21 protein-coding genes are annotated in these 21620 nt (G+C 70.7%); 16 read left to right on the top strand and 5 right to left on the bottom strand.

The window, feature by feature from the left end; translation table 11 throughout:
- Positions 1-2: 2 nt before the first annotated feature.
- Positions 3-794 carry an IclR family transcriptional regulator domain-containing protein gene (locus ACTIE5_RS19610; protein ID WP_439551403.1) on the bottom strand — a complete coding sequence of 264 codons (792 nt, stop codon included), beginning with the start codon at positions 792-794 and terminating at the stop codon, positions 3-5.
- Between the two features lie 84 nt (positions 795-878).
- Here ACTIE5_RS19610 and ACTIE5_RS19605 point away from each other — a divergent pair, with 84 nt between their 5' ends.
- The 7 genes from ACTIE5_RS19605 to ACTIE5_RS19575 are packed head-to-tail and all read left to right on the top strand — an operon-like array spanning position 879 to position 7962.
- Positions 879-2210 (top strand): Rieske 2Fe-2S domain-containing protein, encoded by a 1332-nt coding sequence (locus ACTIE5_RS19605; RefSeq protein WP_439551402.1) that lies wholly within the window; start codon positions 879-881, stop codon positions 2208-2210.
- Positions 2207-3637, top strand: a complete 1431-nt coding sequence (locus tag ACTIE5_RS19600) for a glutamine synthetase family protein (protein WP_439551401.1) — start codon at positions 2207-2209, stop codon at positions 3635-3637. Before ACTIE5_RS19605 ends, ACTIE5_RS19600 begins: the two co-directional genes overlap by 4 nt.
- A gap of 42 nt (positions 3638-3679) precedes the next feature.
- Positions 3680-4453 carry an ABC transporter ATP-binding protein gene (locus ACTIE5_RS19595; RefSeq protein ID WP_439551400.1) on the top strand — a complete coding sequence of 258 codons (774 nt, stop codon included), beginning with the start codon at positions 3680-3682 and terminating at the stop codon, positions 4451-4453.
- A complete protein-coding gene (locus ACTIE5_RS19590; RefSeq protein WP_439551399.1) occupies positions 4443-5204 on the top strand; it encodes an ABC transporter permease in 762 nt (253 codons plus the stop codon). The genes ACTIE5_RS19595 and ACTIE5_RS19590 overlap by 11 nt, the downstream gene beginning before the upstream one ends.
- Before the next feature lie 14 nt (positions 5205-5218).
- Positions 5219-6184: an ABC transporter substrate-binding protein gene (locus ACTIE5_RS19585; protein ID WP_439551398.1), complete on the top strand. Its 966-nt coding sequence runs from the start codon at positions 5219-5221 to the stop codon at positions 6182-6184.
- Positions 6184-6945, top strand: coding sequence for an ABC transporter permease (locus tag ACTIE5_RS19580; RefSeq protein WP_439551397.1), 762 nt, complete (start codon positions 6184-6186; stop codon positions 6943-6945). The genes ACTIE5_RS19585 and ACTIE5_RS19580 overlap by 1 nt, the downstream gene beginning before the upstream one ends.
- 60 nt (positions 6946-7005) lie before the next feature.
- The gene (locus ACTIE5_RS19575; protein WP_439551396.1) at positions 7006-7962 is read left to right on the top strand and encodes a radical SAM protein; all 957 of its coding nucleotides are present in this window, start codon (positions 7006-7008) and stop codon (positions 7960-7962) included.
- A gap of 234 nt (positions 7963-8196) precedes the next feature.
- Here the strand turns inward: ACTIE5_RS19575 and ACTIE5_RS19570 are convergent, their stop codons facing one another.
- Positions 8197-8982: a cyclase family protein gene (locus ACTIE5_RS19570; RefSeq protein WP_439551395.1), complete on the bottom strand. Its 786-nt coding sequence runs from the start codon at positions 8980-8982 to the stop codon at positions 8197-8199.
- On the opposite strand from ACTIE5_RS19570, the gene ACTIE5_RS19565 reads away from it, so the two are divergent.
- Positions 8982-9929, top strand: a complete 948-nt coding sequence (locus ACTIE5_RS19565) for a glutathione S-transferase family protein (protein WP_439551394.1) — start codon at positions 8982-8984, stop codon at positions 9927-9929. The genes ACTIE5_RS19570 and ACTIE5_RS19565 overlap by 1 nt on opposite strands.
- Here the strand turns inward: ACTIE5_RS19565 and ACTIE5_RS19560 are convergent.
- Positions 9905-10432 carry a MarR family winged helix-turn-helix transcriptional regulator gene (locus ACTIE5_RS19560; protein ID WP_439551393.1) on the bottom strand — a complete coding sequence of 176 codons (528 nt, stop codon included), beginning with the start codon at positions 10430-10432 and terminating at the stop codon, positions 9905-9907. The genes ACTIE5_RS19565 and ACTIE5_RS19560 overlap by 25 nt on opposite strands.
- A gap of 144 nt (positions 10433-10576) precedes the next feature.
- Between ACTIE5_RS19560 and ACTIE5_RS19555 the strand changes: the two genes are divergently transcribed.
- Entirely contained in the window at positions 10577-11620 is a 1044-nt protein-coding gene (locus ACTIE5_RS19555) for a glycosyltransferase family 2 protein (RefSeq protein ID WP_439551392.1), read from the top strand.
- Here the strand turns inward: ACTIE5_RS19555 and ACTIE5_RS19550 are convergent.
- Positions 11599-13200 (bottom strand): DUF6311 domain-containing protein, encoded by a 1602-nt coding sequence (locus ACTIE5_RS19550; protein ID WP_439551391.1) that lies wholly within the window; start codon positions 13198-13200, stop codon positions 11599-11601. The two genes, ACTIE5_RS19555 and ACTIE5_RS19550, sit on opposite strands and share 22 nt — an antisense overlap.
- A 598-nt stretch (positions 13201-13798) precedes the next feature.
- Here ACTIE5_RS19550 and ACTIE5_RS19545 point away from each other — a divergent pair.
- The 7 genes from ACTIE5_RS19545 to ACTIE5_RS19515 all read left to right on the top strand — a co-directional run bounded on the left by ACTIE5_RS19545 (position 13799) and on the right by ACTIE5_RS19515 (position 20937).
- The gene (locus ACTIE5_RS19545) at positions 13799-14548 is read left to right on the top strand and encodes a sugar transferase (RefSeq protein WP_439551390.1); all 750 of its coding nucleotides are present in this window, start codon (positions 13799-13801) and stop codon (positions 14546-14548) included.
- Between the two features lie 73 nt (positions 14549-14621).
- Entirely contained in the window at positions 14622-16223 is a 1602-nt protein-coding gene (locus tag ACTIE5_RS19540) for a flippase (RefSeq protein ID WP_439551389.1), read from the top strand.
- Positions 16220-17290, top strand: coding sequence for a glycosyltransferase family 4 protein (locus ACTIE5_RS19535; protein ID WP_439551388.1), 1071 nt, complete (start codon positions 16220-16222; stop codon positions 17288-17290). Before ACTIE5_RS19540 ends, ACTIE5_RS19535 begins: the two co-directional genes overlap by 4 nt.
- Positions 17287-18393, top strand: a complete 1107-nt coding sequence (locus tag ACTIE5_RS19530; RefSeq protein WP_439551387.1) for a glycosyltransferase — start codon at positions 17287-17289, stop codon at positions 18391-18393. The genes ACTIE5_RS19535 and ACTIE5_RS19530 overlap by 4 nt, the downstream gene beginning before the upstream one ends.
- Positions 18390-19268, top strand: a complete 879-nt coding sequence (locus ACTIE5_RS19525; RefSeq protein WP_439551386.1) for a glycosyltransferase family 2 protein — start codon at positions 18390-18392, stop codon at positions 19266-19268. Before ACTIE5_RS19530 ends, ACTIE5_RS19525 begins: the two co-directional genes overlap by 4 nt.
- Complete coding sequence (locus ACTIE5_RS19520; RefSeq protein WP_439551385.1) at positions 19268-20140, top strand: glycosyltransferase family 2 protein; 873 nt, start codon at positions 19268-19270, stop codon at positions 20138-20140. Before ACTIE5_RS19525 ends, ACTIE5_RS19520 begins: the two co-directional genes overlap by 1 nt.
- The gene (locus tag ACTIE5_RS19515) at positions 20140-20937 is read left to right on the top strand and encodes a YdcF family protein (protein WP_439551384.1); all 798 of its coding nucleotides are present in this window, start codon (positions 20140-20142) and stop codon (positions 20935-20937) included. Before ACTIE5_RS19520 ends, ACTIE5_RS19515 begins: the two co-directional genes overlap by 1 nt.
- A gap of 19 nt (positions 20938-20956) precedes the next feature.
- On the opposite strand, the gene ACTIE5_RS19510 is transcribed toward ACTIE5_RS19515, so the two are convergent.
- The gene (locus ACTIE5_RS19510; RefSeq protein ID WP_439551383.1) at positions 20957-21601 is read right to left on the bottom strand and encodes a glutathione S-transferase family protein; all 645 of its coding nucleotides are present in this window, start codon (positions 21599-21601) and stop codon (positions 20957-20959) included.
- Positions 21602-21620: the final 19 nt, after the last annotated feature.

The raw sequence follows: 21620 nt of genomic DNA, 5'->3' as shown, positions 1-21620 counted from the left end.
CCTCACAGCAGCAGCGGCGCCGCCGCCTCCGCCTCCCGCCGCAGCACCGGCAGCCAGCGCGCACGGAAGGCCTCCGCCGTCTCGCCCTCCATCGGCATGCCGATGTTGAGCGCGGCGACCACACGCCCATCCTGCCGCGGCAGCGGCACGGCCAGCGACCGGAAGCCCAGCTCCGCCTCCTGCTCCACCAGCGCATGGCCCTCCGTCCGCGCCGCCGCCACCAGCTCGCGCAGCCGCGCCGGGTCCGTCTCCGTCCGCGGCGTCACCAGGAAGGGGCGCAGCGCCGCGGCGCAGGCCGCTTCCGGCAGATGCGCCAGCAGCACGCGGCCCAGCGCCGTGCAGAAGGCCGGCAGCCGGCTGCCGACCATGGTGGAGACGTTCAGCATCAGCCGCGGTCGCCCATAGGCGACAAACACGATCTCCGCCCCATCCAGCACCGCAGCGGAACACGGCCCGCCGGCCTCCGCCGCCAGGCGCTCACACAACGGCTGCAGCACGGTGGAGACGCCGCTGGCACCGAGATACCCCGCCGCCAGGCGCAGCACCTGCGGCGTCAGCCGGAACAGCCTGCCATCGCTCTCCACATGCCCCAGCACCACCAGCGTGTGCAGCGCGCGGCGCACCGTCGCGCGCGGCAGGTCCACGGCGCGCGCGGCCTCCGCCAACGTCATCTGCCGCCGTTCCGGCCCGAAGGCCTGCAGCACGGCCAGGCCGCGGGCCAGGGCTTCCAGGAAGTCGGCACCATGACCGGCTTCCCGCCGCCGCGCGGCATGTTCCTCCCCGATCCGGGGCATGGACCCTCCAACTCTGTCTTGCCGGTTCCGCCGGCCTCGCTCTATCCTCGCACAAGCGTTCGGTCAGTGAACACCTGTCCCGGAGTGAACCCTGTGATCAGTGCGGAGCAGAATGAACGGCTGACCCGGGTCGGCCCCGGCACGCCGGGCGGCAAGGTTCTGCGCCACTACTGGCAGCCCGTCGCTTTGGTCGATGAGTTGGAGGGCAAGCGCCCCGTCCGCCCCGTCCGCGCGCTCGGCCAGGATTTCGTGCTGTTCCGGGACGAGGCCGGCCGCATCGGCCTGCTGGACCGGGACTGCCCGCACCGCAACGCCGACCTCGCCTTCGGGCGGCTGGAGGATGGCGGCCTCCGCTGCCCCTTCCATGGCTGGCTCTTCGACGTGACCGGCAAATGCCTCGAGACGCCGGCGGAGCCCGAGGGCAGCACGCTCTGCACCCGCATCAAGCAGCGCAGCTATCCCGTGGAGATCCGCAGCGGCATCATCTTCGCCTATCTCGGCGAGAGCGCGGCACCGCCCTTCCCCGCCTTCGACTGCTTCGCGGCGCCCGATACCCATACCTTCGCCTTCAAGGGCCTCATCGAGTGCAACTGGCTGCAGGCGCTGGAGGTCGGCATCGACCCGGCGCACGCCAGCTTCCTGCATCGCTTCTTCGACGATGGGGACGAGAAGGAAAGCTACGGCAAGCAGTTCCGCGCCACCAGCGACGGCTCCGATCTGCCGATGACCTATGTGCTGCGCGAATTTCCCCGCCCGCGGATCGAGGTGGACAACACCCCCTATGGCCTGCGCGTCACCGCACTGCGCGGCATCAATGATGCGACGACGCATGTGCGCGTGACGAACCTGTTCTTCCCCCAGGCCTTCGTCATCCCGATGAGCGCGGAGATGACCATCACCCAGTGGCACATGCCGGTGGATGACACGCGCTGCTACTGGATCGCCATCTTCACCAGCTTCGCCGGCCCCGTGGACCGCCCACGGATGCGCGCGCAGCGGCTGGAGAATTACGCGCTGCCCGACTACCTGCCGAAGAAGGGCCGGCAGAACGACTATGGCTTCGATGCCGAGGAGCAGGCCAGCAAGACCTACACAGGCATGGGCGAGGACATCAACGTCCACGACCAATGGGCGGTCGAATCGCAGGGCGCGATCCAGGACCGCACGCGGGAGACGCTGGCCAGCAGCGACAAGGCGATCGCCGCCAATCGCCGCCTGCTGATGCGCGCCATGGCGGCGGTGGAGGAAGGCAAGCGACCCGCGCTGCTCCAGGAAGACGCGACGGCGGGCCTGACGGGCCCCGGCACCATCGACACCATGGCCCCCGCTGCGACGTGGGAGACCCATTGGCGCCAGGCCGTGGAGCGCCGCCGTGGCGCCGCCCCCTGGGCCCCGCCCGCCCTCGCCGCCGAATGAGCTTTTGCCAGACACACGGCCTGCATTCGGCCGAAGCCCGCGCGGAAGTCCTCGACCGCATCGCGGAGGATGGCATCGAGGTGGTGCGCCTGGCCTGGCCCGACCAGCACGGCATCCTCCGCGGCAAGACCATCGTCGCGAGCGAGGTGCAGCGCGCCCTCGAATCCGGCGTGGCGATGACGACCACGTTGCTACTGAAGGACACGTCGCACCGCACCGTCTTCCCGGTATGGAGCGCCGGCGGGGGCCTCGGCGAACGGGCGCTGGAAGGCGCGGCCGACGCACTGCTGGTCCCGGACCCCGCCAGCTTCCGCCGCCTGCCCTGGGCGCCCCACACCGGCTGGATGCAGTGCGAGGCCTACTACCCCGATGGCCGCGTCGTACCCTTCTCTACCCGCCACCTCCTGCGGCAGCAGATCGCGAAGGCTGAGGCGCTGGGCTTCGACTACGTCACGGGGCTGGAGGTTGAGTTCCACCTGTTCCGCGTGACCAACCCCCGCATGGCGCCGGAGGATTCCGGCCAGCCCGGCACGCCACCCGATGTCTCCCTGCTGACGCAGGGCTACAACTACCTGACCGAGCTTCGCTACGACCAGCTGGACCCCGCGCTCGAGATCCTGCGGAAGGAGATCCAGGCGCTCGGCCTGCCGCTGCGCTCCATGGAAGTGGAGTTCGGTCCGAGCCAGGTGGAGTTCACCTTCGCCGCGCAGGATGCGTTGGCCAGCGCCGATTTGATGATCCTGTTCCGCTCCGCCGTGAAACAGGTCGCCCGCCGCCACGGCTACCACGCCACCTTCATGTGCCGCCCGCGCATCCCGAACGTGATGAGCAGCGGCTGGCACCTGCACCAGTCCCTGAAATCCCGCGCCACCGGCCGCAACGTCTTCGCCGCCGACGGAGACGGAGACGGGTTGCTGTCGCCGATCGCGAAGCACTTCCTCGGCGGCCTGCTGGCGGAAGCCCGTGCCGCCGCCGCCTTCGCGACGCCGACGCTGAACGGCTACCGCCGCTACCGCCCCAACAGCCTGGCGCCGGACCGCGCGATCTGGGGCATCGATAATCGCGGTGTCATGCTCCGCGCCCTCGGCACCCCCGGCGATGCCGCGACGCGGATCGAGAACCGCGTCGGCGAACCCGCGGCCAACCCCTATCTCTACATGGCCTCGCAACTCGCCTTCGGCCTGCACGGCATCGCGACGCAGGCGGATCCCGGCACGCCGGCCGACACCCCCTACGAGACCCAGGCCGCCCCCCTGCCGCGCAACCTGGCGGAGGCGCTGTCGGCGCTGGAAGCCAGCACCGTCGCTCGCGACGCCTTCGGCGACGCCTTCATCAACTACTATCTCCGCCTCAAGCGCGCGGAGATTGCCCGGTTCGAGGCCGAGGTCTCGGAATGGGAACAGCGGGAATACTTCGAACTCTTTTAAGGGCGGAAAACGCCGCACGGCTTCCTCTGATGGGAAGACACGATGCGGTTCCTGGAACTGGATGAGGTCACGAAGGAATACCCCACGCGCGGCGGGCCGCCGGCGCGCGTGATGGACCGCGTCTCGCTTTCCGTGGAGGAGGGCGAGTTCCTCGCGGTGCTGGGCCCTTCGGGATGCGGTAAATCGACCTTGTTGCAGATGGCGGCAGGGCTTCTGCCCGCCACCAGCGGCAGCGTGCGCCTGGCCGGCCGCGCCGTCACCGCGCCGCCGCCGGAAGCCGTCTATGTCTTCCAGCAATACAGCCGGTCCCTGCTGCCCTGGCGCAGCGTCCGGGACAATGTCGCCTTCGCGACCGAACACCGCCTCGGCCGGCGCCGCGCGCGCGAAGCGGCCGACGAACCGCTGAAGCTCGTGGGCCTCGATGGCTTCGGCGACCACTTCCCCTGGCAGCTGTCCGGCGGCATGCAGCAGCGCGTCGCCATCGCCCGCGCGCTGGCGGCGGAGCCCGCGATGCTGCTGATGGACGAACCCTTCAGCGCCGTGGACGCGCTGACCAGGCTCGACCTGCAATCGCTGGTGCTGGACATCTGGTCCCGCCGCCGCCTGACGATCATGCTGGTGACGCATGATGTGGAGGAGGCGATCCAACTCGCCGATCGCATCGTGGTGCTGACGAACCGCCCGACTACGGTGGCGGAGGAGATCGAGGTCGCCCTCCCCCGCCCGCGCGACCCCATCGCGACGCGGGAGCATCCGCGTTTTCTCGAGCTGCGCCACCATCTGCTGGACAAGCTGCTGGCGCGCCATGCGGGTTGAACGGCTGCTCTCGCCGCTACCGGGCGTGCTGGTGCTGGCCGCGCTGCTGCTGGGCCTTGAATGGGCCGTCGATGCCGGCCTCATCCGCCGCGCGCTCATGCCCCCGCCCAGCACCATCGCGCTGCGGCTGTGGGACCTGCTCGAGGCCGGCGATGTGTGGGCACCGATGCTGCAGACGCTGCGCCTGGTCTTCACCGGCTTCGCCATCGGCAGCGCCATCGGCATCGCGGCGGGCCTCGCCATGGGGTGGTGGCCATCCGTCTTCCGGATGCTGGAGCCGCTGGTGGAGCTGGTCCGCCCGATCCCCAAATCAGCGCTGGTGCCGCCGCTGATGCTGTTCCTCGGCATCGGCTTCGCGATGAAGGTCACCTCCGTGGCGTTGGTCGTCACCTTTCCTGTGCTGGTGAACACGCTTCAGGGCGTGCGCGGCGTCGATCGCGTGATGCTGGATGCCGCGCGCACCCATGGCTGGCCCGTATCACACACGCTGCTGCATCTGGTCCTGCCCGCCGCGCTACCGCTGGTGCTGGCCGGCATGCGCATCAGCCTCGGCCTCGCGATGGTGCTGGCCGTGCTGTCGGAGATGCTGGCGGGCGAAGGTGGCCTCGGCTTCCTCATCCTCGACATGCAAAGGAGTTTCCGCGTGCGCGACATGTATGCCTGGCTGGTGATCCTCGCCGTGCTGGGCCTCGCGCTGAACTGGCTTTTCGTCCTCGCCGAACGTCGCGCGCTGCATTGGCAGCGCCGCTGAGAAGGAGAACCCACATGAGCATCACCCGCCGCATCGCCCTCGCCGCCGCGCTCGCGACACCGCTCGCAGCACCCGTCTTCGCGCAGGGCGCGCTCACCCGCATGCGCGTCAGCGTGATCCCCGTGCTGGATGTCGCGCCGCTGCACGCCGCGATCCGCGAAGGCTATTTCGCGGCGGAGGGGATCGAGATCGACACCTCCACCACCGCCGGCGGCGCCACCGGCCTGCCGGGCCTGGTCGCCGGCCAGTTCCGGGTCGTCTTCTCCAACGTCGTCTCCATCATGCTCGGCATCCGCGAAGGCCTCGATTTCCGCTTCGTCTCCGGCGCCTCTCGCGCCAAGTCCAGCCCGCCCGACATCCTGGCGCTGCTGGTCCGCAAGGGCAGCGGCATCGCCAGCGGGCGGGACCTGGAGGGCAAGCGCCTGGCCTCCAACACCCGCAACAACATCGTCTGGCTGCGCGGCATGGCCTGGGTGGAGAAGACCGGCGGAGACTGGCGCCGCGTCACCACCGTCGAAGTCCCCTTCCCCCAGATGGCCGATGCCCTCGCCGGCGGCCAGGTCGATGCCGCGATCTTCTCCGAGCCCTTCGTCGCCGCCGCCCTCGAAACCCATGGCGACCGGCTGGAGCGCATCGGCTGGCCGATGAGCGAGACGGCGCCCGGCGGCACCAACGCGCAATACGTCGCCATGGCCGATGACCTGGCGCGCAACGGCGAATTGTTCGACCGCTTCGGCCGCGCGCTGCACCGGGGCGTGGACTGGGTGAATGAACGCCAGGGCCAGCCCGCGCTGTTGGAACTGATCTCCGCCTTCTCCCGCGTCCCCCTCGCGCGCCTGCAGAACACCGCGCTGCCCGCCTATCCCAAGGCCGTGACGCCCGCGGAGCTGGACGAGATCGTGGCGACGATGACGCGCTACGGCCTCGGCGGCCGCTATCCCGCAAGCGCCTCCCTCATCTTCCGCACAGCCCGCGGCTGATGCGGATCACCTCCGGCACCTGGCTCATCCTTGGCCTGCTCGGCCTGTGGGAGGCCTCCGCCCGGCTCGGCTGGGTGGATTCTCCCAACTGGCCGGCGCTGAGCCAGGTGCTGGCGGCGCTCGCCGCCGACATGGCGACGGGCGAACTGCCCACCCGCATCGGCGGATCGCTGTGGCGCATGTTCGCCGGGTTGGCGGCGGGCGGCGTGGCGGGCGTGCTGGTCGGCCTCGCCTTCGCGCTGGTGCCGCTGGCGGCGCGCCTGTTCGGCCTGGTGGTCGAATTGCTGCGCCCCATTCCCGTGCCGGCCATCATCCCGCCGCTGGTGCTGTTCCTCGGCCTCGATGATCCCATGAAGATCACCGTCGTGGCGCTGACGGTCTTCTTCCCCGTCCTGACGAACACGATGCAGGGCGTGCAGGCGGTGGAGCCCGATTCAATCGCCATGGGGCGTACCTTCGGCATCGGCCCGCTCCGCCGCGCGGCCTTCATCATCCTGCCCGCCGCGCTGCCCGCCATCCTTGCCGGCTTCCGCGTGGCGCTCTCGCTCGCGCTGGTCGTGACGGTGGTGGCGGAGATGATCGCCGGCGAGCAGGGCATCGGCAGCTACCTGGTCCTCATGCAGTTCGCCGGACGCGCGCCGGAGATGTATGGCGTGATCGTCCTCCTGGCCGCCCTCGGCTACGTCCTCAACCGCGGCTTCGTCGCGGTGGAACGGCGGCTGATCCGGTGGTGGTACGCGCAGGCGCGGGCGGCCGCGTAACCTCTCCCCTATTCCCGGCGAAGCCCTATCTTCAGACCAGCCGCTTCGAAAGCACCGCCCTTGTCCATCGCCCTGCCGAAGCCCCTCCTCCCCGGCAAGTTCCAGGACCCCGTCACGACGCTGAAGGGGGAGCGCCGCGCGACCGTGGCGCTGAAGGGGTTGCGCACCCTCTGGTTCAATACCGGCACGCTCTGCAACATCGCCTGCCAGGGCTGCTACATCGAAAGCAGCCCGCGCAACGACGCGCTGTCCTACCTCTCCGCCGCCGATGTCACGACCTTCCTGGACGAGGCCGAGGCGGATGGCCTGCCGCTCGATGAGGTCGGCTTCACCGGCGGCGAGCCCTTCATGAACCCCGCCATGGTCCCCATGCTGGCCGATGTCCTGGCCCGACCGGGGCTGCGCGCGCTGGTCCTGACCAACGCCATGCAGCCCCTGCGCCGCTACGCGCAGCCATTGCTGGAATTGCGCGACCGCTTCGGCACGGATCGCCTCACGCTCCGCGTCAGCCTCGACCATTTCGACGCCCTCCACCACGATGCCGAGCGCGGCGAGGGCAGCTTCGCCAGGACGATCGAGGGCCTGGCCTGGCTCGCCCGCGAAGGTTTTCCGCTGCATGTCGCCGGCCGCGCCAGCTTCGGCGGGCAGGATGAGGCCGCGATGCGCGCGGGCTTCGCGGCCCTGTTCGCCGCCCACGCCATCCCCATCGATGCCACCGACCCCGTGGCCCTGATGCTGTTCCCGGAGATGGACGCCAGGGTGGATGTGCCGGAGATCACGGAAGCCTGCTGGGGCATCCTCCACAAATCGCCGGATAGCCTGATGTGCGCCTCCTCCCGCATGGTGGTGAAGCGCCGGGGCGCGGCCGCCTCCGCGGTGGTGGCCTGCACCCTGCTGCCCTACGATCCGCAATTCGAACTGGGCGCGACGCTGGCGGAGGCCGCGCGGCCGGTGGCGCTGAACCACCCGCATTGCGCCAAGTTCTGCGTGCTCGGCGGCGCCGCCTGCAGCCGCTGAGGGCGGGGCACGGCGCATTTAGGGCTTTTAGATTCTAAAAAACTAAATGCCGCGGCCCGACTTGCCGGCAAGCCTCTGATAACGCTTCAGAAACTGTCGCGGAGTAAAGTCCATTTAGGGCTTTTAGTGCGTTTAGCACCGGTTCAGCGGGGGCGCCGGCCGCGGTGCCCCCGCTGATGCTCAGAACATAACAGGAACTGACGGCCAGGGCCAGGATTTCCCGGCCCCTGCTGCCTATTCGAAGATCGCCACCGCGCGGATCGGGCTCGCCGTGCCGCCCCTGATCTTCAGCGGGAAGGCCACGAAGCGGAACCGGCCGCGGCCCACCAGCGCCTCCAGGTTGAACAGGCATTCGATATGCGTGATGCCGCGTTCGGCGCAGGCCATATGCGCCAGGAAGTTGGGCTCTCCTTCCGGCGCCGGGCTGATCGCCTCCACCCCGAACATGCCGATGCCGCGATCGGCCAGCCAATGCACGCTTTCCAGAGCGAGGCCCGGGAAATCATGCAGGTAGCCGGGCTTGCCGAGCAGCCGGGCATTCACCCCCATATGGATCAGCACCGTGTCGCCTGGCCGGATCTCCTGCCCACTCGCCGCCAGCGCCGCCTCCATCTCCGCCACCGTGATGGCGTGCTTCAGGGGCACATGGGACAGGTCGAGGCAGATGCCCTGCGTATAGAATTTCTCCAACGGCACCTGGTCGATGGAGGCCGCGCCAGGCCTGGGATCGAAATGCACCGGCGCGTCCACATGCGTGCCCGCATGGTCGCTCATCGCCAGGGACATCGCCTTGCTGCTGAAGGTGGTCTTCCCCGCCACCTTCTTCTCCCCGTGGTCGTTCCAGACCGTCATCACCACCGGCGGGTGGGAGGGGTGGGTCTGCGTCCGGTGGAAGATCTCCCGGCTCAGATCGACGAATTCCATGCAATTACCTCCCGCGTCATCGCGCCCGCCATCAGGGCCGGTGACGCGCGCGCCGTCCAGCCCCACATGCCCCGCCAGGCATCGGGAGACGCGCATTGGGCCAGCTCGTGGACGGCACCTGGACGAGTGAGGACCGCAAGCCCGGCGAGGGCGGTGCCTATCAGCGCCAGGCCAGCAGCTTCCGCGACCGGATCGGCGCCCACGGCCCCTTCCCGGCGGAGGCCGGGCGCTACCGGCTCTATGTCTCGCTCGCCTGCCCCTGGGCGCATCGCACGCTGATCTTCCGCGCGCTGAAGGGGCTGGGGGACATGATCCCCGTCTCCGTGACCCATTGGCACATGGGCGAGCAGGGCTGGGGGTTCGAGGATGCCCCAGGCGTGGTGCCGGACCCCGTCTTCGGCGCGCGCCACCTGCATGAGGTCTACAGCCAGGCCAGCCCCGGCTTCACCGGCCGCGTCACCGTCCCCGTGCTGCTGGACACCCACACCAGGCGCATCGTGAACAACGAATCGGCGGAGATCATCCGCATCCTGAACGACGCCTTCGACGGCATCGGCGCCACCCCCGGCGACTACGCGCCGCCAGACCTGCTGCCGGAGATCGAGGCGGTGAACGCCCGCATCTACGAGACCCTCAACAACGGCGTCTATCGCTGCGGCTTCGCCCGCACCCAGGCCGCCTATGACGCCGCCATCCTGCCGCTGTTCGAGACGCTGGACTGGCTGGAGGACCGGCTATCGCGCCAGCGCTTCCTCTGCGGGGACCGGATCACGGAGGCCGATTGGCGGCTATTCACCACGCTGATCCGCTTCGACGCCGTCTATCACGGCCACTTCAAATGCAATCTGCGCCGGATCGCGGACTACAAGGCCCTGATGGACCATACGCGGTCGCTGCTCCACTGGCCCGGCGTGGCCGGGACCGTGGACCTGCACCACATCCGCCACCATTACTACGGCAGCCACCGGAACCTGAACCCCAGCGGCATCGTGCCGGCGGGGCCGATCCTGGACCTGGGTCAGCCGGGGTCGCGCGGGCCCTGATCCCCCCCCTCGTCAACCAGGGCTGCCTGGCGGCGCGCCTCCGCCGTCAGTAGGCGGATCGCCTCCTCCAGCGTCGCCAGGCTGCCGGCGGGCAGGGCCTCGCGGAAGGCGGCATCGCGTTCGCGGGCCGCGCGCATCAGCCCCTGCTCCACGCGCATTCCCTCGGCGGAAAGACGCAGCGCGACCTCCCTCGCATCGGTCGATCCCGATTCGCGTTCCACCAGGCCGCGCTCCACCAGCGCCTTCACCGCCCGGCTGGCCTGCGCCTTGTCCAGCCCGCTTTCCCGCGCCAGGTCGCGCAGCGTCAGCGGCGCGAAGCCGCCGAGCAGCGCCAGGATTCGCCATTCCATCAGGCTGACGCCGAATTCCTGGCGGTAGCGCAGCGCGGCACCCCGGCTCAGCGCATTCGCCAGCCGGTGGATACGGTAGGACAGCAGATCACGAATGGTTGCGGGGGTGGCCCCATCGGGGGGGTGGCCGGCGGCTTGCTTGGGGCTTGGCATCGGCCTGAATCGTCGCGGCACCGCCGCCCGCCGTCAACGTCCGCGTCAAGCTGCGCGGGTCGGGCCGCGCAAACCGGTTGACCTGCCGTCACCCTGCCCGCAGATCGCCGTGGAACCGCCGCATGGCGGAAGGATTCATTGCGCATGTCCACGCAACTCGCCACCCGAACGCCCCTGGCCGCCTCCCCCGGCCCGGTCCCCGCCACGACCAGCCCGGCGGAGGCACGCCCGGTCCTTTCCGTCGTGGTGCCTGCCTATAATGAGCAGGAGGTGCTGCCCATCTTCCATGCCCGGCTGACCCCGGTGATGGAGGCGATCGGCCTGCCCTGGGAGGTCGTCTATGTGAATGACGGCAGCCGGGACCGCACCCTGACGATCATGGAGGGGCTGAAGGAATCCGACCCCCGCGTCGCGCTGGTCAATCTCAGCCGCAATTTCGGCAAGGAGATCGCGCTGACCGCGGGGCTGGACCATGCCGCGGCGACGGCGGCGGTCATCGTCATCGATGCCGATCTGCAGGACCCGCCGGAAGTGATCCCGGACCTGGTGGCTGCCTGGCGGCAGGGTTTCGACGTGGCCTATGCCCGCCGCCGCGCCCGGGAAGGGGAGACCTGGCTGAAGAAGGCGACGGCCAAGGCCTTCTACCGCGTCATGCAGAAGGTCGGCGGCAAGGTGGAACTGCCCGCCGATACCGGCGATTTCCGCCTGATCAGCCGCCGCGCGCTGGATGCGCTGCTGAGCCTGCGGGAACAGCACCGCTTCATGAAGGGGCTCTTCGCCTGGGTCGGCTTCCCCTCCACCCCCGTGCTGTATGATCGCGCGCCGCGCGCGGCCGGGGAGACGAAGTGGAACTACTGGCGGCTGTGGAACCTGTCGCTGGAAGGCATCACCGCCTTCACCGTGGGGCCGCTGAAGGTCGCGACCTATCTCGGCCTGGTCACCGCCATCATCGCGGGCATCTACGGGCTGCAGCTCATCATCCGCACCATCCTCTTCGGCAATCCGGTCGCGGGCTATCCCAGCCTGATGGCGGTGGTGCTGTTCCTGGGCGGGGTGCAGCTGATGACGCTCGGCATCATCGGGGAATATCTCGGCCGGGTGTTCAACGAGACGAAGGGACGCCCCCTCTACATCGTCGAACGCCACGCGCCGAGCGAATCACCGGATCAGCGGCAGACCATGAGCTGACCCACCGGCCCGCAGCGCGCGGTGCCGTCGGGCACCAGCGGCGCGAGGCTCGGCAGGGCGGCGGGCAGGATCACCCGGACCTCGCCCTCGGCGAAGGGTGCCGAGGCCAGCGCGCGGTCGCGGCAGGTGGGGGGCGTGCGCCAGCGCGCGACATACATGGTGCTGGCCGGCACCGCCCGTTCGGAGGCCAGGGCCAGGGTTTCCAGCAGCAGGCTGAAGGTCTCCCCCCCCGTCGCATGGTCCACGCAGGGCCAGGATGGCAGCAGGGTCAATGACCGTGCATCGGCGAAGGCATCGCGCAGGGCGGGGGCATCGATATCCCAGGCCGGCCTGGCGCCCGCCCAATCGCCGATCGCGCGGCGGAGCGGCGCCGCATCCGCCAGCTGCACCAGCCCCGCCACCAGGCACAGCACCGGCCCGGCCCGGCCCGCCTTGGCCAGCAGCACCATCGCGCCCACCAGCAGCGCATAGCCCACCGGCCAGAAGAAGCGGCCCGAGGCGCGGAACTGCTCCAGCATCCCCGGCGCAGGGCCGAGATCCAGCACGATCTCCTGCCCCAGCCCCACGCGATGCGTCACCGCCAGCGCCGTCAGGCCCGCCATCACCAACGCCAGCCCGGCATGCTTGCGCAGCAGCCGCCAGGCGCCGCCCGGGCGCATCACCACGCCGAGGACGAAGGCGCCCAGCAGCCCGAAGCCCAGCCAGTTGTAGCCTTCCCAGCCGCCATGCCCCGTGGCGTCCAGCTGCGGGGACCAGGGCCAGCCGGACAGCCAGGACCCCGCCGGCCAGAAGGGGGAGAGCAGGTTCATGGCGAACATGCCGTAGCCACCATCGCCCTGCGCGCCGAGGTAGCCGAACCCCGCCATTACCCCGACCACCGCCCCCAGCGCCACGCCCACGGCCACGCCCGGGCCGATGAAGGCCTCACCCCGCAGCAGCCGCGTGGCCGGCACGGCGCCCAGCAGGGCAAGGGTCATGGCGGCGAGGTAGGGGTGCACCAGCAGCGCCGCGACCTGCAACGCGCCGGCGCCGACCCAGCGCCCCGCCGTCGGCCGCCGCACCAGGCGCAGGTAGAAGCCCAGGCCAAGCAGCAGGAGAAAATGGCCGCACAGCGCCGCATGACCGAATCGCCCGATGAAGGCGGGCATGGAGGCCGCTGCCAGCGCCACGCCTATCGCGGGCAGGATCCGCGTCTCCCCCACGCCACGCAGCGCCCAGATTGCGGCGATCGGCTGCGCCACCCAGGCCAGGCCGTAGAACAGGCCGACGCCGTGGAATCCATCCGGCAGGAAGGCGCGAATCGCCTTCAGCACCAGCGCCAGCAGCGGAATCGAATCGGCGAAGACGGTGTTGAGCCCGCCTTCCTGGGTGTTCAGGGTCGCGACCTCGGTCGGCGGCCAGCGCCAGGCATCGGCGATGAGGTAGCGCTGCGCCACCATGTGCTGCGCCGCATCGCCCGCCGGCCGCCAGGGCAGCCCCGCGCTGGGGAACAGGAAATCGAGGGGGAAGACCGTCAGCGCCAGGGCCAGGCCGATGACCAGCGCCGCCGCATAGGATACCGCCGCGTCACGGGTGCCCAAGGGGCCGGCATAGGGGGGGGAGTGGTTCAGGGGGCGATTCCTTGGCGCGGCACGCCCTGACGCGCTTACGCCGCCGGCCCCGCTGCCAGCAAGACGCCTGGATGCCAGCAAGACGCCTAGATGACGGTGGCGAGCCCGGCCCAGAAAAGCGCCGACATCAGCACCGCGAGGGCGATCCCGCCGGCGGGGGAGCCCTTTTCGGGCCTCGATGCCGGCCGCCACGCCTCAAGCCGCCGGGACGGGCCCGGCCAAGGGGCGATCGGGGGGTTGGGTACCGGGCCTCTTTGGGCCCCCATGGTCGGTCGGTACTGGGGCATGGCGAAATTGTGGCACGGCCTGCCATGAAGTGCCCGCGAAAAGCGCGTGAGGGACGAAATTTCAATGACTCCCCGCCAGATTGCCGCGCCGCCACAATCTCGCCCCAACCCCGTCTCAAACCCGCCCGTCAGTAAGGCTAACCCTTACCGTCGAAGGAATGGTCCTGAAGACCGATCCGCCCGCCAACCGAGGCCCCCTCGCCTCGCGACGCAGACGGAAAGGTACCGGACCGGACCCAGTCAACCCTGAAGCGGCTCCCCCGCCGCACCACGAGGACCCCATGCCAGGCCTGGAAGCCGTCCAGACGCTCACGCCCGAGCCCGAGACGAAGCGATCCGCGCTGTCGCACCCGATCTTCGCCCCCGGCATGCCCGGCCAGGCGCGGTCGGAAGCCGAGCGCCCCGCCCCGGCGGAGCTGCGCCGCCTGGCGGCGAAGCGGGCGCTGGATATCCTCGGCGCGGGCGCGCTGCTGCTCGTCACCCTGCCGGTCTTCCTCATCCTCGCCATCCTGGTGAAGATGGATGGCGGCAAGGTCTTCTATGCGCATGAGCGTGTGGGCCGCGGCGGGCGGCTGTTCGGCTGCCTCAAGTTCCGCTCCATGGTGGCCGATGCCGATCGCCGCCTGGCGGCGCTGATCGAGCGTGACCCGGCCGCAAGGGCGGAATGGGAATCGACCCGCAAGCTGAAGAACGACCCGCGCGTCACCTGGGTGGGCCGCTTCCTGCGCGCCTCCTCGCTCGATGAACTGCCGCAGATCATCAACGTCCTGAAGGGCGACATGAGCCTGGTGGGCCCGCGCCCCGTGCAGGCGGCGGAACTGGCGGCCTATTACGGCCAGGCCGCGCAGCACTACCTGGCGGTGCGCCCGGGCATCACCGGCCCCTGGCAGGTCAGCGGCCGCAGCGATACCTCCTACGCCCAGCGCGTGGCGCTCGACGTGGCCTATGTGATGCACCCGTCGCTGCTGAACGACATCCGCATCCTGCTGCGCACCCCGGCCGCCGTGCTGGCCCGCCGCGGCGCCTACTAAGCCCCACACCGAGCAACCCGCATCCGGGCCCGCGGCACCAGCCGCGGGCCCTTTCACAGGGATGGCGCACGCCATGGCCGATATGGCCGAAAAGGGCGCCTCCGGCGTGGTCGACCAGAACGCCTCCGGCGTGGCTGGTCAGAACGCCTCCGGCGTGGCCGAACAGCGCGCCTCCGGCGGCCGGCTTCTGTCCGGCACGCTCTGGAACGCGGCGGGGCGGGGTCTGCCCCTGCTCCTGGCCCTCGCCCTCACGCCCGTGCTGGTCCACCAGATGGGGCTGGATCGCTGGGGGCTCTTTACCCTGGCCCTCGCCCTCGTGGGCGTCTTCGGGGTCTTCGACCTCGGCGTCGGCGCGGCGCTGACCCGCGCGCTGTCGGCCCGGATCGGGGCCGGGGAGACCGAGGGCGCGGCGGAGCTGGCGGGGGCCGCGATCAGCGCGCTGTTCCTGCTGAGCGCCGCCGTCGCGGCCATCGCCTTCGCGTTCATTCCCTGGCTCGTCTCCGGCCTGCTGAACACGCCGCCGGCCTTGCAGGCGGAAGCGACAACCGCCTTCCGGCTGCTCTGCGCCGCGGCGCCGCTGGTGGTGGTGAATGCCGCGCTCTGGGGCACGCTGGCGGCGCATCAGCGTTTCCGGGAAGCCAACCTCGTCACCATTCCGGTCGCCATCTTCTACTACCTCGGCCCCGTGCTGGTGCTGATGGTCTGGCAGAGCCTGGTGGGCGTGATCCTGGCGCTGCTGCTGTGCCGTCTGGCGAACACGGTCTGCTACGCCTGGCTGGCGCGGAAGGACCTGCCGGGCCTGCGGCCCACCTGGCCGCGCTGGTCGCTGGTCGGGCCGCTGGTGCGGATGGGCGGCTGGATGAGTGCGTCGGGCATCCTGACCCAGGCGCTGCTCTATGCCGACCGCTTCCTGGTGGGCGCGCTGCTGACGCTGACGGCGGTGGCCTTCTACGCCACGCCGCTCGACCTGGTGATGCGCATGTGGATCCTGCCGGTGGCGGTGGCGCAGGCGCTGCTGCCCGCCATGGCCAGCGCCTTCGCGACGCATGCCGAGGCGACCGCCGGCCTGCTGCGCCGCGGCGCGCTGATGGTGATGGCGATGGTGCTGCCCGCCTGCCTGGTGCTGGTGGCCGCCGGGCCGCAGGTGCTCCACCTCTGGCTCGGGGCGGAATTCGCGGCCGGCGGCGGCCGCGTGCTGCAGATCCTGGCCGTGGGCATCTTCTTCTCCTGCGCCGCCTTCGCCCCCGGCGCGCTGCTGGACGCGATCGGGCGGCCGGACCTCAACGCCAAGTGGCAGCTGGCGCAGGCGCTGGTCTTCCTGCCGCTTTCCGCCGCCCTGCTGCTGTGGATGGGGATCGAGGGCGCGGCCGCGGCCTGGGCGCTGCGCTGCGCCACGGATTGCCTCGGCCGGCTCGCGCTGGTCGCGCGTTTCTATCCCGCCGCCGCCGATGCGGCGCGCCGGCTTGCCGCGCCGCTGCTGGCGGGTGGCGCGGGCCTCGCGCTGCTGCTGCTGCCGGTGGGGCCCTGGCCGCTGGTGGCACTCGGGCTGCTGGCGCTGGCTGCCTTCACCGCCGCGGGGCTGCCCGCCCTCACCCCGGCCGAGCGCCGTGACGCGCGCGGCCTGATCCGTCGCCCCTGGCGCATCCGCGCCGTGCTGCGCGGGGAACAAGCATGACCATCGCCATCAATGCCCGCTTCCTGACGCAGAACATGTCCGGCGTGCAGCGCTTCGCCCGCGAAGTGACGACCGCCATGGCCGCGCTGTCGGAGGCCGGGCAGGCGCCCCGGCTGCGGCTGCTGGCGCCGAAGGGCGCGCCCCTGACCTTCGCCGGGCTGCCGGTGGAGACCCTGGGCCGGCTGTCCGGCCAGGCCTGGGAACAGCTGGAACTGCCGCGCGCCGCCGGGCGGGACCTGCTGCTGAACCTCGGCAACACCGCGCCGCTGCTGCGCGGCGCGCGCCAGGCCGTGGTCATCCATGATGCCGGGGCCTTCGACACGCCCGCTTCCTACTCCCTCGCCTTCCGCAGCTGGTACCGGGCACTGCACCTGGCGCTGCCGCGGCTGGGCGCGCAGATCATCACCGTCTCCGACTTCTCCCGCTCCCGCCTCTCCCGCCGCCTCGGCGTCGATGCCGACCGCATCGGCGTCATCGCGGAGGGGGGCGAGCACGCGCTGCGCGACCCCGCCGACGAAGCGGTGCTGGCGAAGCATGGCCTTTCGCCGCGCTCCTACGCGCTGGCCGTGGGCACGCGCGCCGGGCACAAGAACCTGGGCGCGCTGCGCGATGCGGTGGCGCTGCTGGCAAGCCGCGGCCTGACGCTCGCCGTGGCGGGCGCGGCCGATGCCAGCGTCTTCCGCAATGCCGGCGATGTCGATGCGGCGAAAGCGCTGGGCCGCGTCAGCGATGCGGAATTGCGCGCGCTGTATGAGAACGCGCTCTGCCTCATCTTCCCCTCCCGCTACGAAGGCTTCGGCCTGCCGCCGCTGGAGGCGATGTGGTGCCACTGCCCCGTCCTCGCCGCCTCCGCCGGCGCGGTGCCGGAGGTGTGTGGCGACGCCGCGCTGTGGTTCGACGCGGAGGGGCCCAGCGGGCCTGAACGCACGCCCGCCGCGGCGTTGGCCCGGCTGCTGGACGAACCCGGGCTTTCGGACCATCTCCGCGCCGCGGGCCGCGCCCGGGCGGAGACCTTCTCCTGGCCCGCCGCCGCGCGGCGCCTGCTTGACCTGGTGGAGCCCCGATGAGGGTCGCGATCGTCCATGAATGGCTCGAGACCTATGCGGGGTCCGAGCGTGTGCTGGAACAGCTGCTGGCCATCTGGCCGCAGGCGGAGCTGTTCGTCGTCTGCGACTTCCTGGCCGAGAAGGACCGGCACTTCCTGGGCGGCCGCGTGCCCACCACCAGCTTCATCCAGCGCCTGCCGCGCGCGCGCCAGTGGTTCCGCTACTACCTCGGCCTGATGCCGATGGCGGTGGAGCAGTTCGACCTCTCGGGCTACGACCTCGTCCTCTCCTCCTCGCACGCCGTGGCGAAGGGCGTGCTGACGGGGCCGGCGACGCTGCATGTCTCCTACGTCCACAGCCCGATGCGCTATGCCTGGGACCTGCAGAACCAGTATCTGCGCCAGGCGCGGATGGAGACGGGGCTGAAGGGCCTGCTGACGCGCCGACTGCTGCATGGCATGCGCGCCTGGGACCATGCCTCCGCCGCGCGCCCCGACATCATCGCCGCCAACAGCGCCTGGATCGCGGAGCGCATCCGGAAATCCTGGCGGCGGGAGAGCACGGTCATCCACCCGCCCGTGGACATCAATGGCTTTCCCTTCGAGCCCGCCAAGCAGGATTTCTACTTCGTCGCCTCCCGCATGGTCCCCTACAAGCGCATCGACCTCGTCGCCGAAGCTTTTCGCGAGTTGCCCGACAAGCGCCTGGTCATCGCCGGCGACGGGCCGGAGATGCAGCGCGTCCGCGAAGCCGCGGGTGATGCGCGAAACATCGAGATCCTGGGCCGCGTCCCGCAACCCGACCTCGTCCGCCTGCTGCAAGGTGCGCGCGCCTTCGTCTTCGCGGCGGAGGAGGATTTCGGCATCGCCATGGTGGAGGCGCAGGCCTGCGGCACGCCGCTGATCGTCTATGGCCGCGGCGGCGCCAGCGACATCGTGGTGGCGGACACGACCGGCGTGCTGTTCCCCGAACAATCCGCCGCCTCCATCCGCGCCGCCGTTGCGCGGTTCGAGAGCCTGCCGATCGCGCCCGAGGCCTGCCGCGCCAATGCGGAGCGTTTCAGCCGCGCCGTCTTCCGCGACCGCATCACGGCGCTGGTCGATGCGGGCCTCGCCGCGCGATGACCCGCTTCAGCCTGGTCATGGCGACCCGCGGCCGCACGACGGAGATCGCGGAATTCCTCGACAGCCTGCTGGCGCAGGGCCGCGAGGATGCCGAATGCATCATCGTGGACCAGAACGACGATGATCGCCTGGACGCGCTGCTGGCCCCCTATGCCGGGCGCCTGCGCCTGACGCATCGCCGATCCGCCATCGCCAATGCCAACCACGCCCGCAACCTCGGCCTGCGGGAAGCGGTCGGCGAGATCGTCGCCTTCCCCGACGATGATTGCCTCTTCCCGCGCGGAACACTCGCGATGGTGGACAAGGCCTTCGCCGACGATCCCGCGCTGATGGTGCTGACCGGCCCCGCCGCCAGCCCCGAAGGCGGCCTCGGCAGCGGCCGCTGGCGCGATTCTCGCGGGGCGATCACTGATGAAAATGTCTGGACGAGCGTGATCGAGTTCAACCTCTGGCTCCGCCGCCCCGTGGCGCTGGCCATGGGCGGCTTTGATGAGGGGATGGGACCCGGCACGCCCATCGGATCGGCGGAGGGCAATGACCTCGTGCTGCGCGCCATCCATGCCGGCCACGCCGCGCGCTACGAACCGGCGCTGCGCGTCGTGCATCCAGACAAGCGCCTTTCGGATGTCGCGACGGCGCGCGCGCGCCTCTATGGCCGCGGCCTCGGCTTCGCGCTGCGCCGCCATGGCGTGGCGCCCGGCGTGTGGCTGCCCTTCGCGATCCGGCCGCTGGGCGGCGTCGTCGTCTCGCTGCTCAAGGGCCGCCCGCGCGATGCCGCCTACTATGCCATGACCTTCGCCGGCCGCGCCGCCGGTTTTCTTCGGCGCGATGCGCGGGACGGGTTGGTGCGCGCCTCCATCGAGGGACAGCCCTGATGCGCATCGCCATCGGGATCGCCACGCGCGGCCGCGCTGTCATCCTCGGCGAAGTGCTGGCGGAGTTGCGCCGGCAATCCCGCGCGCCGGACCGCGTCATCATCTGCCACGTCACGGCGGATGACGTGACGGGCCTCGCCGAACGCTTCCCGGTGGTGGAGTTCATCGCCTCCCCCGCCGGGCTGCCGCGGCAGCGCAACGTCATCCTCGATGCCGCCACCGATTGCGACGCGGTGCTGTTCCTGGACGATGATTTCCTGCCCGCCCCCGATTATTTGGCGGTGACGGAGCGCGTGCTGGACCTGCATCCGGATTGCGTGGTCACCACCGGCACCGTCATCGCCGATGGCGCCAAGGGGCCGGGGATTTCCGTACCGGAAGGCCGCGCCATCCTGGCCGAGGACCGCTACGACGCCGATGCGCTGGCCGTCATGCCGCATTTCAACGGCTATGGCTGCAACATGGCGTTTCGGATGGCGCCTTTGCGCGCCCATGGCATCCGGGTCGACGAACAGCTGCCCCTCTATGCGTGGTACGAGGATATCGACGTCACGCGCGCGCTCGGCCGGCACGGGTCGATCCTGCGGCTGGCAGGCGCGCGGGGCGTGCATCTCGGCAGCAAGTCGGGGCGCGTGGCGGGCAACAGGCTCGGCTACAGCCAGGTGGTCAATCCGATCTACCTGGCCCGCAAGGGGACCTTTCCCTGGAGCCACGCGCTGCCCTCCGCCGGGCGCCACATCGCCATGAACGCGTTGCGGTCCTTCGCGCCGGAACCCCATGTGGACCGCTTCGGCCGCCTGAAGGGCAATTTGGTGGCGCTGTGGGACCTGCTGCGCGGGCGCGCGCATCCCATGCGGATCATGGACCTCTAGTGGAAACGCTCACCTTCATCGCCTCCAAGGCGCTGTGGATGGTGCTGGCGCCGAATACGGCGGCGCTGCTGCTGGCGCTGCTGGGCCTGGCGCTGGTCTGGGGCGGGCGGCGCTTCGGCCGCTGGCCGCTGCTGCTGGGCCTCGGCTGGTATGCGCTGGTCTTCGCCACCCCCATCGCCGCCTGGCTGACCGTGCCGCTGGAAACCCGCTTCGCCCGCCCGGCGACGCTCCCCGGCCCCGTCACCGGCATCGTCGTGCTCGGCGGCGCGGTGGACCAGGAGATGACCGAACGCCACGGCATCCCCGCCCTCAACGGCGCGGCGGAACGGATGACGGAAGCCGTGGCGCTGGCCCGCCGCCACCCCGGCGCCCGCCTGATGTTCACCGGCGGATCGGCCTCACTGGTCCCCGGCGGCCCGACGGAAGCCGATACCGCCCGCCTGCTCTTCACCGACCTCGGCGTGCCCGCGGACCGCCTGGTGTTCGAAAGCGAAAGCCGCAACACGCATGAGAATGCGGTGCTGTCCTTCCGCGTCGCGCAGCCGAAGCCGGGCGAGACCTGGCTGCTGGTGACGTCGGCCAGCCACATGCCGCGCGCCATGGGCGTGTTCCGCCAGGCCGGGTGGACCATCACGCCCTGGCCGGTGAACTACACGACGATGGGTGGCTACGGCCTCGACTATTTCGGCCCCTTCCCGACGCGGCTGAACCAGGCGGAATGGGCGCTGCGGGAATATGCGGGGCTGGTCGCCTATCGGCTGATGGGCCGGACGGAGGCGCTGTTCCCGGCGCCCTGATTCCCGGCACCCTGACGCCTCAATCCAGGACGCGCAGTTCCTCGTAGGACACCATGACGTGCTCGCGATAGGCCGGGCGTGTCGCCAGGGCATCGTAGTAGCGGCGCAGCCCTGGCCGATCCCGCCGCGCGATGGCGATGTCGAAATAGCGGAACAGCACATGGCCGAACTGGATGTCGGCCAGGGTGAAATCATCCCCAGCCAGGAAGGCACCCCGCGCCAGCTGCGCCTCCGCAATGTCGAGGAAGGGGTCCAGCTTCGCCAGCGCCGCCGCGATCGCCGCGGGATCGCGGCGAGAGGGCGCGGTCCGCACCACCCGCCAGAAGACGGGCTCCGTGAAGCCGAGCGTGATGTTGATCTTCGCCCATTCCGCCCATTGGTCCACGCGGGCGCGGCCCGCGCCCTCCGCCGGCCAGAAGGGTGGGGCCGCGTAGCGCCCTGCCAGGTAGCGCAGGATCGCGCCGGTTTCCCAGATCGGGTCGCCATCGCCGTCGCGCAGCACGGGGACGGTCCCGTTCGGGTTCATCGCGCGGAAGGCGGGCGTATCGGTCAAGCCATGGATGTGCCCGGCCTCGATCCGCCGATACGCCAGGCCGACTTCGCCGATGCCCCACATCAGGGCCTGGACGTTGGAGGAGGTGCGGCGGCCCCAGACGGTCAACATCGGCAGCCCTCCAGCCCGG

Source organism: Falsiroseomonas sp. (genome assembly GCF_051859025.1).
Classification (GTDB): domain Bacteria; phylum Pseudomonadota; class Alphaproteobacteria; order Acetobacterales; family Acetobacteraceae; genus Falsiroseomonas.
This window is presented reverse-complemented; position numbering and strand designations above follow the sequence as displayed.

Coding starts and splice junctions, on each gene's coding strand:
- ACTIE5_RS19610 (WP_439551403.1), bottom strand. CDS start 794: ATGCCCCGGATCGGGGAGGAACATGCCGCGCGGCGGCGGGAAGCCGGT.
- ACTIE5_RS19600 (WP_439551401.1), top strand. CDS start 2,207: ATGAGCTTTTGCCAGACACACGGCCTGCATTCGGCCGAAGCCCGCGCG.
- ACTIE5_RS19595 (WP_439551400.1), top strand. CDS start 3,680: ATGCGGTTCCTGGAACTGGATGAGGTCACGAAGGAATACCCCACGCGC.
- ACTIE5_RS19590 (WP_439551399.1), top strand. CDS start 4,443: ATGCGGGTTGAACGGCTGCTCTCGCCGCTACCGGGCGTGCTGGTGCTG.
- ACTIE5_RS19585 (WP_439551398.1), top strand. CDS start 5,219: ATGAGCATCACCCGCCGCATCGCCCTCGCCGCCGCGCTCGCGACACCG.
- ACTIE5_RS19580 (WP_439551397.1), top strand. CDS start 6,184: ATGCGGATCACCTCCGGCACCTGGCTCATCCTTGGCCTGCTCGGCCTG.
- ACTIE5_RS19570 (WP_439551395.1), bottom strand. CDS start 8,982: ATGCGCGTCTCCCGATGCCTGGCGGGGCATGTGGGGCTGGACGGCGCG.
- ACTIE5_RS19560 (WP_439551393.1), bottom strand. CDS start 10,432: ATGCCAAGCCCCAAGCAAGCCGCCGGCCACCCCCCCGATGGGGCCACC.
- ACTIE5_RS19555 (WP_439551392.1), top strand. CDS start 10,577: ATGTCCACGCAACTCGCCACCCGAACGCCCCTGGCCGCCTCCCCCGGC.
- ACTIE5_RS19545 (WP_439551390.1), top strand. CDS start 13,799: ATGCCAGGCCTGGAAGCCGTCCAGACGCTCACGCCCGAGCCCGAGACG.
- ACTIE5_RS19540 (WP_439551389.1), top strand. CDS start 14,622: ATGGCCGATATGGCCGAAAAGGGCGCCTCCGGCGTGGTCGACCAGAAC.
- ACTIE5_RS19535 (WP_439551388.1), top strand. CDS start 16,220: ATGACCATCGCCATCAATGCCCGCTTCCTGACGCAGAACATGTCCGGC.
- ACTIE5_RS19530 (WP_439551387.1), top strand. CDS start 17,287: ATGAGGGTCGCGATCGTCCATGAATGGCTCGAGACCTATGCGGGGTCC.
- ACTIE5_RS19525 (WP_439551386.1), top strand. CDS start 18,390: ATGACCCGCTTCAGCCTGGTCATGGCGACCCGCGGCCGCACGACGGAG.
- ACTIE5_RS19520 (WP_439551385.1), top strand. CDS start 19,268: ATGCGCATCGCCATCGGGATCGCCACGCGCGGCCGCGCTGTCATCCTC.
- ACTIE5_RS19510 (WP_439551383.1), bottom strand. CDS start 21,601: ATGTTGACCGTCTGGGGCCGCCGCACCTCCTCCAACGTCCAGGCCCTG.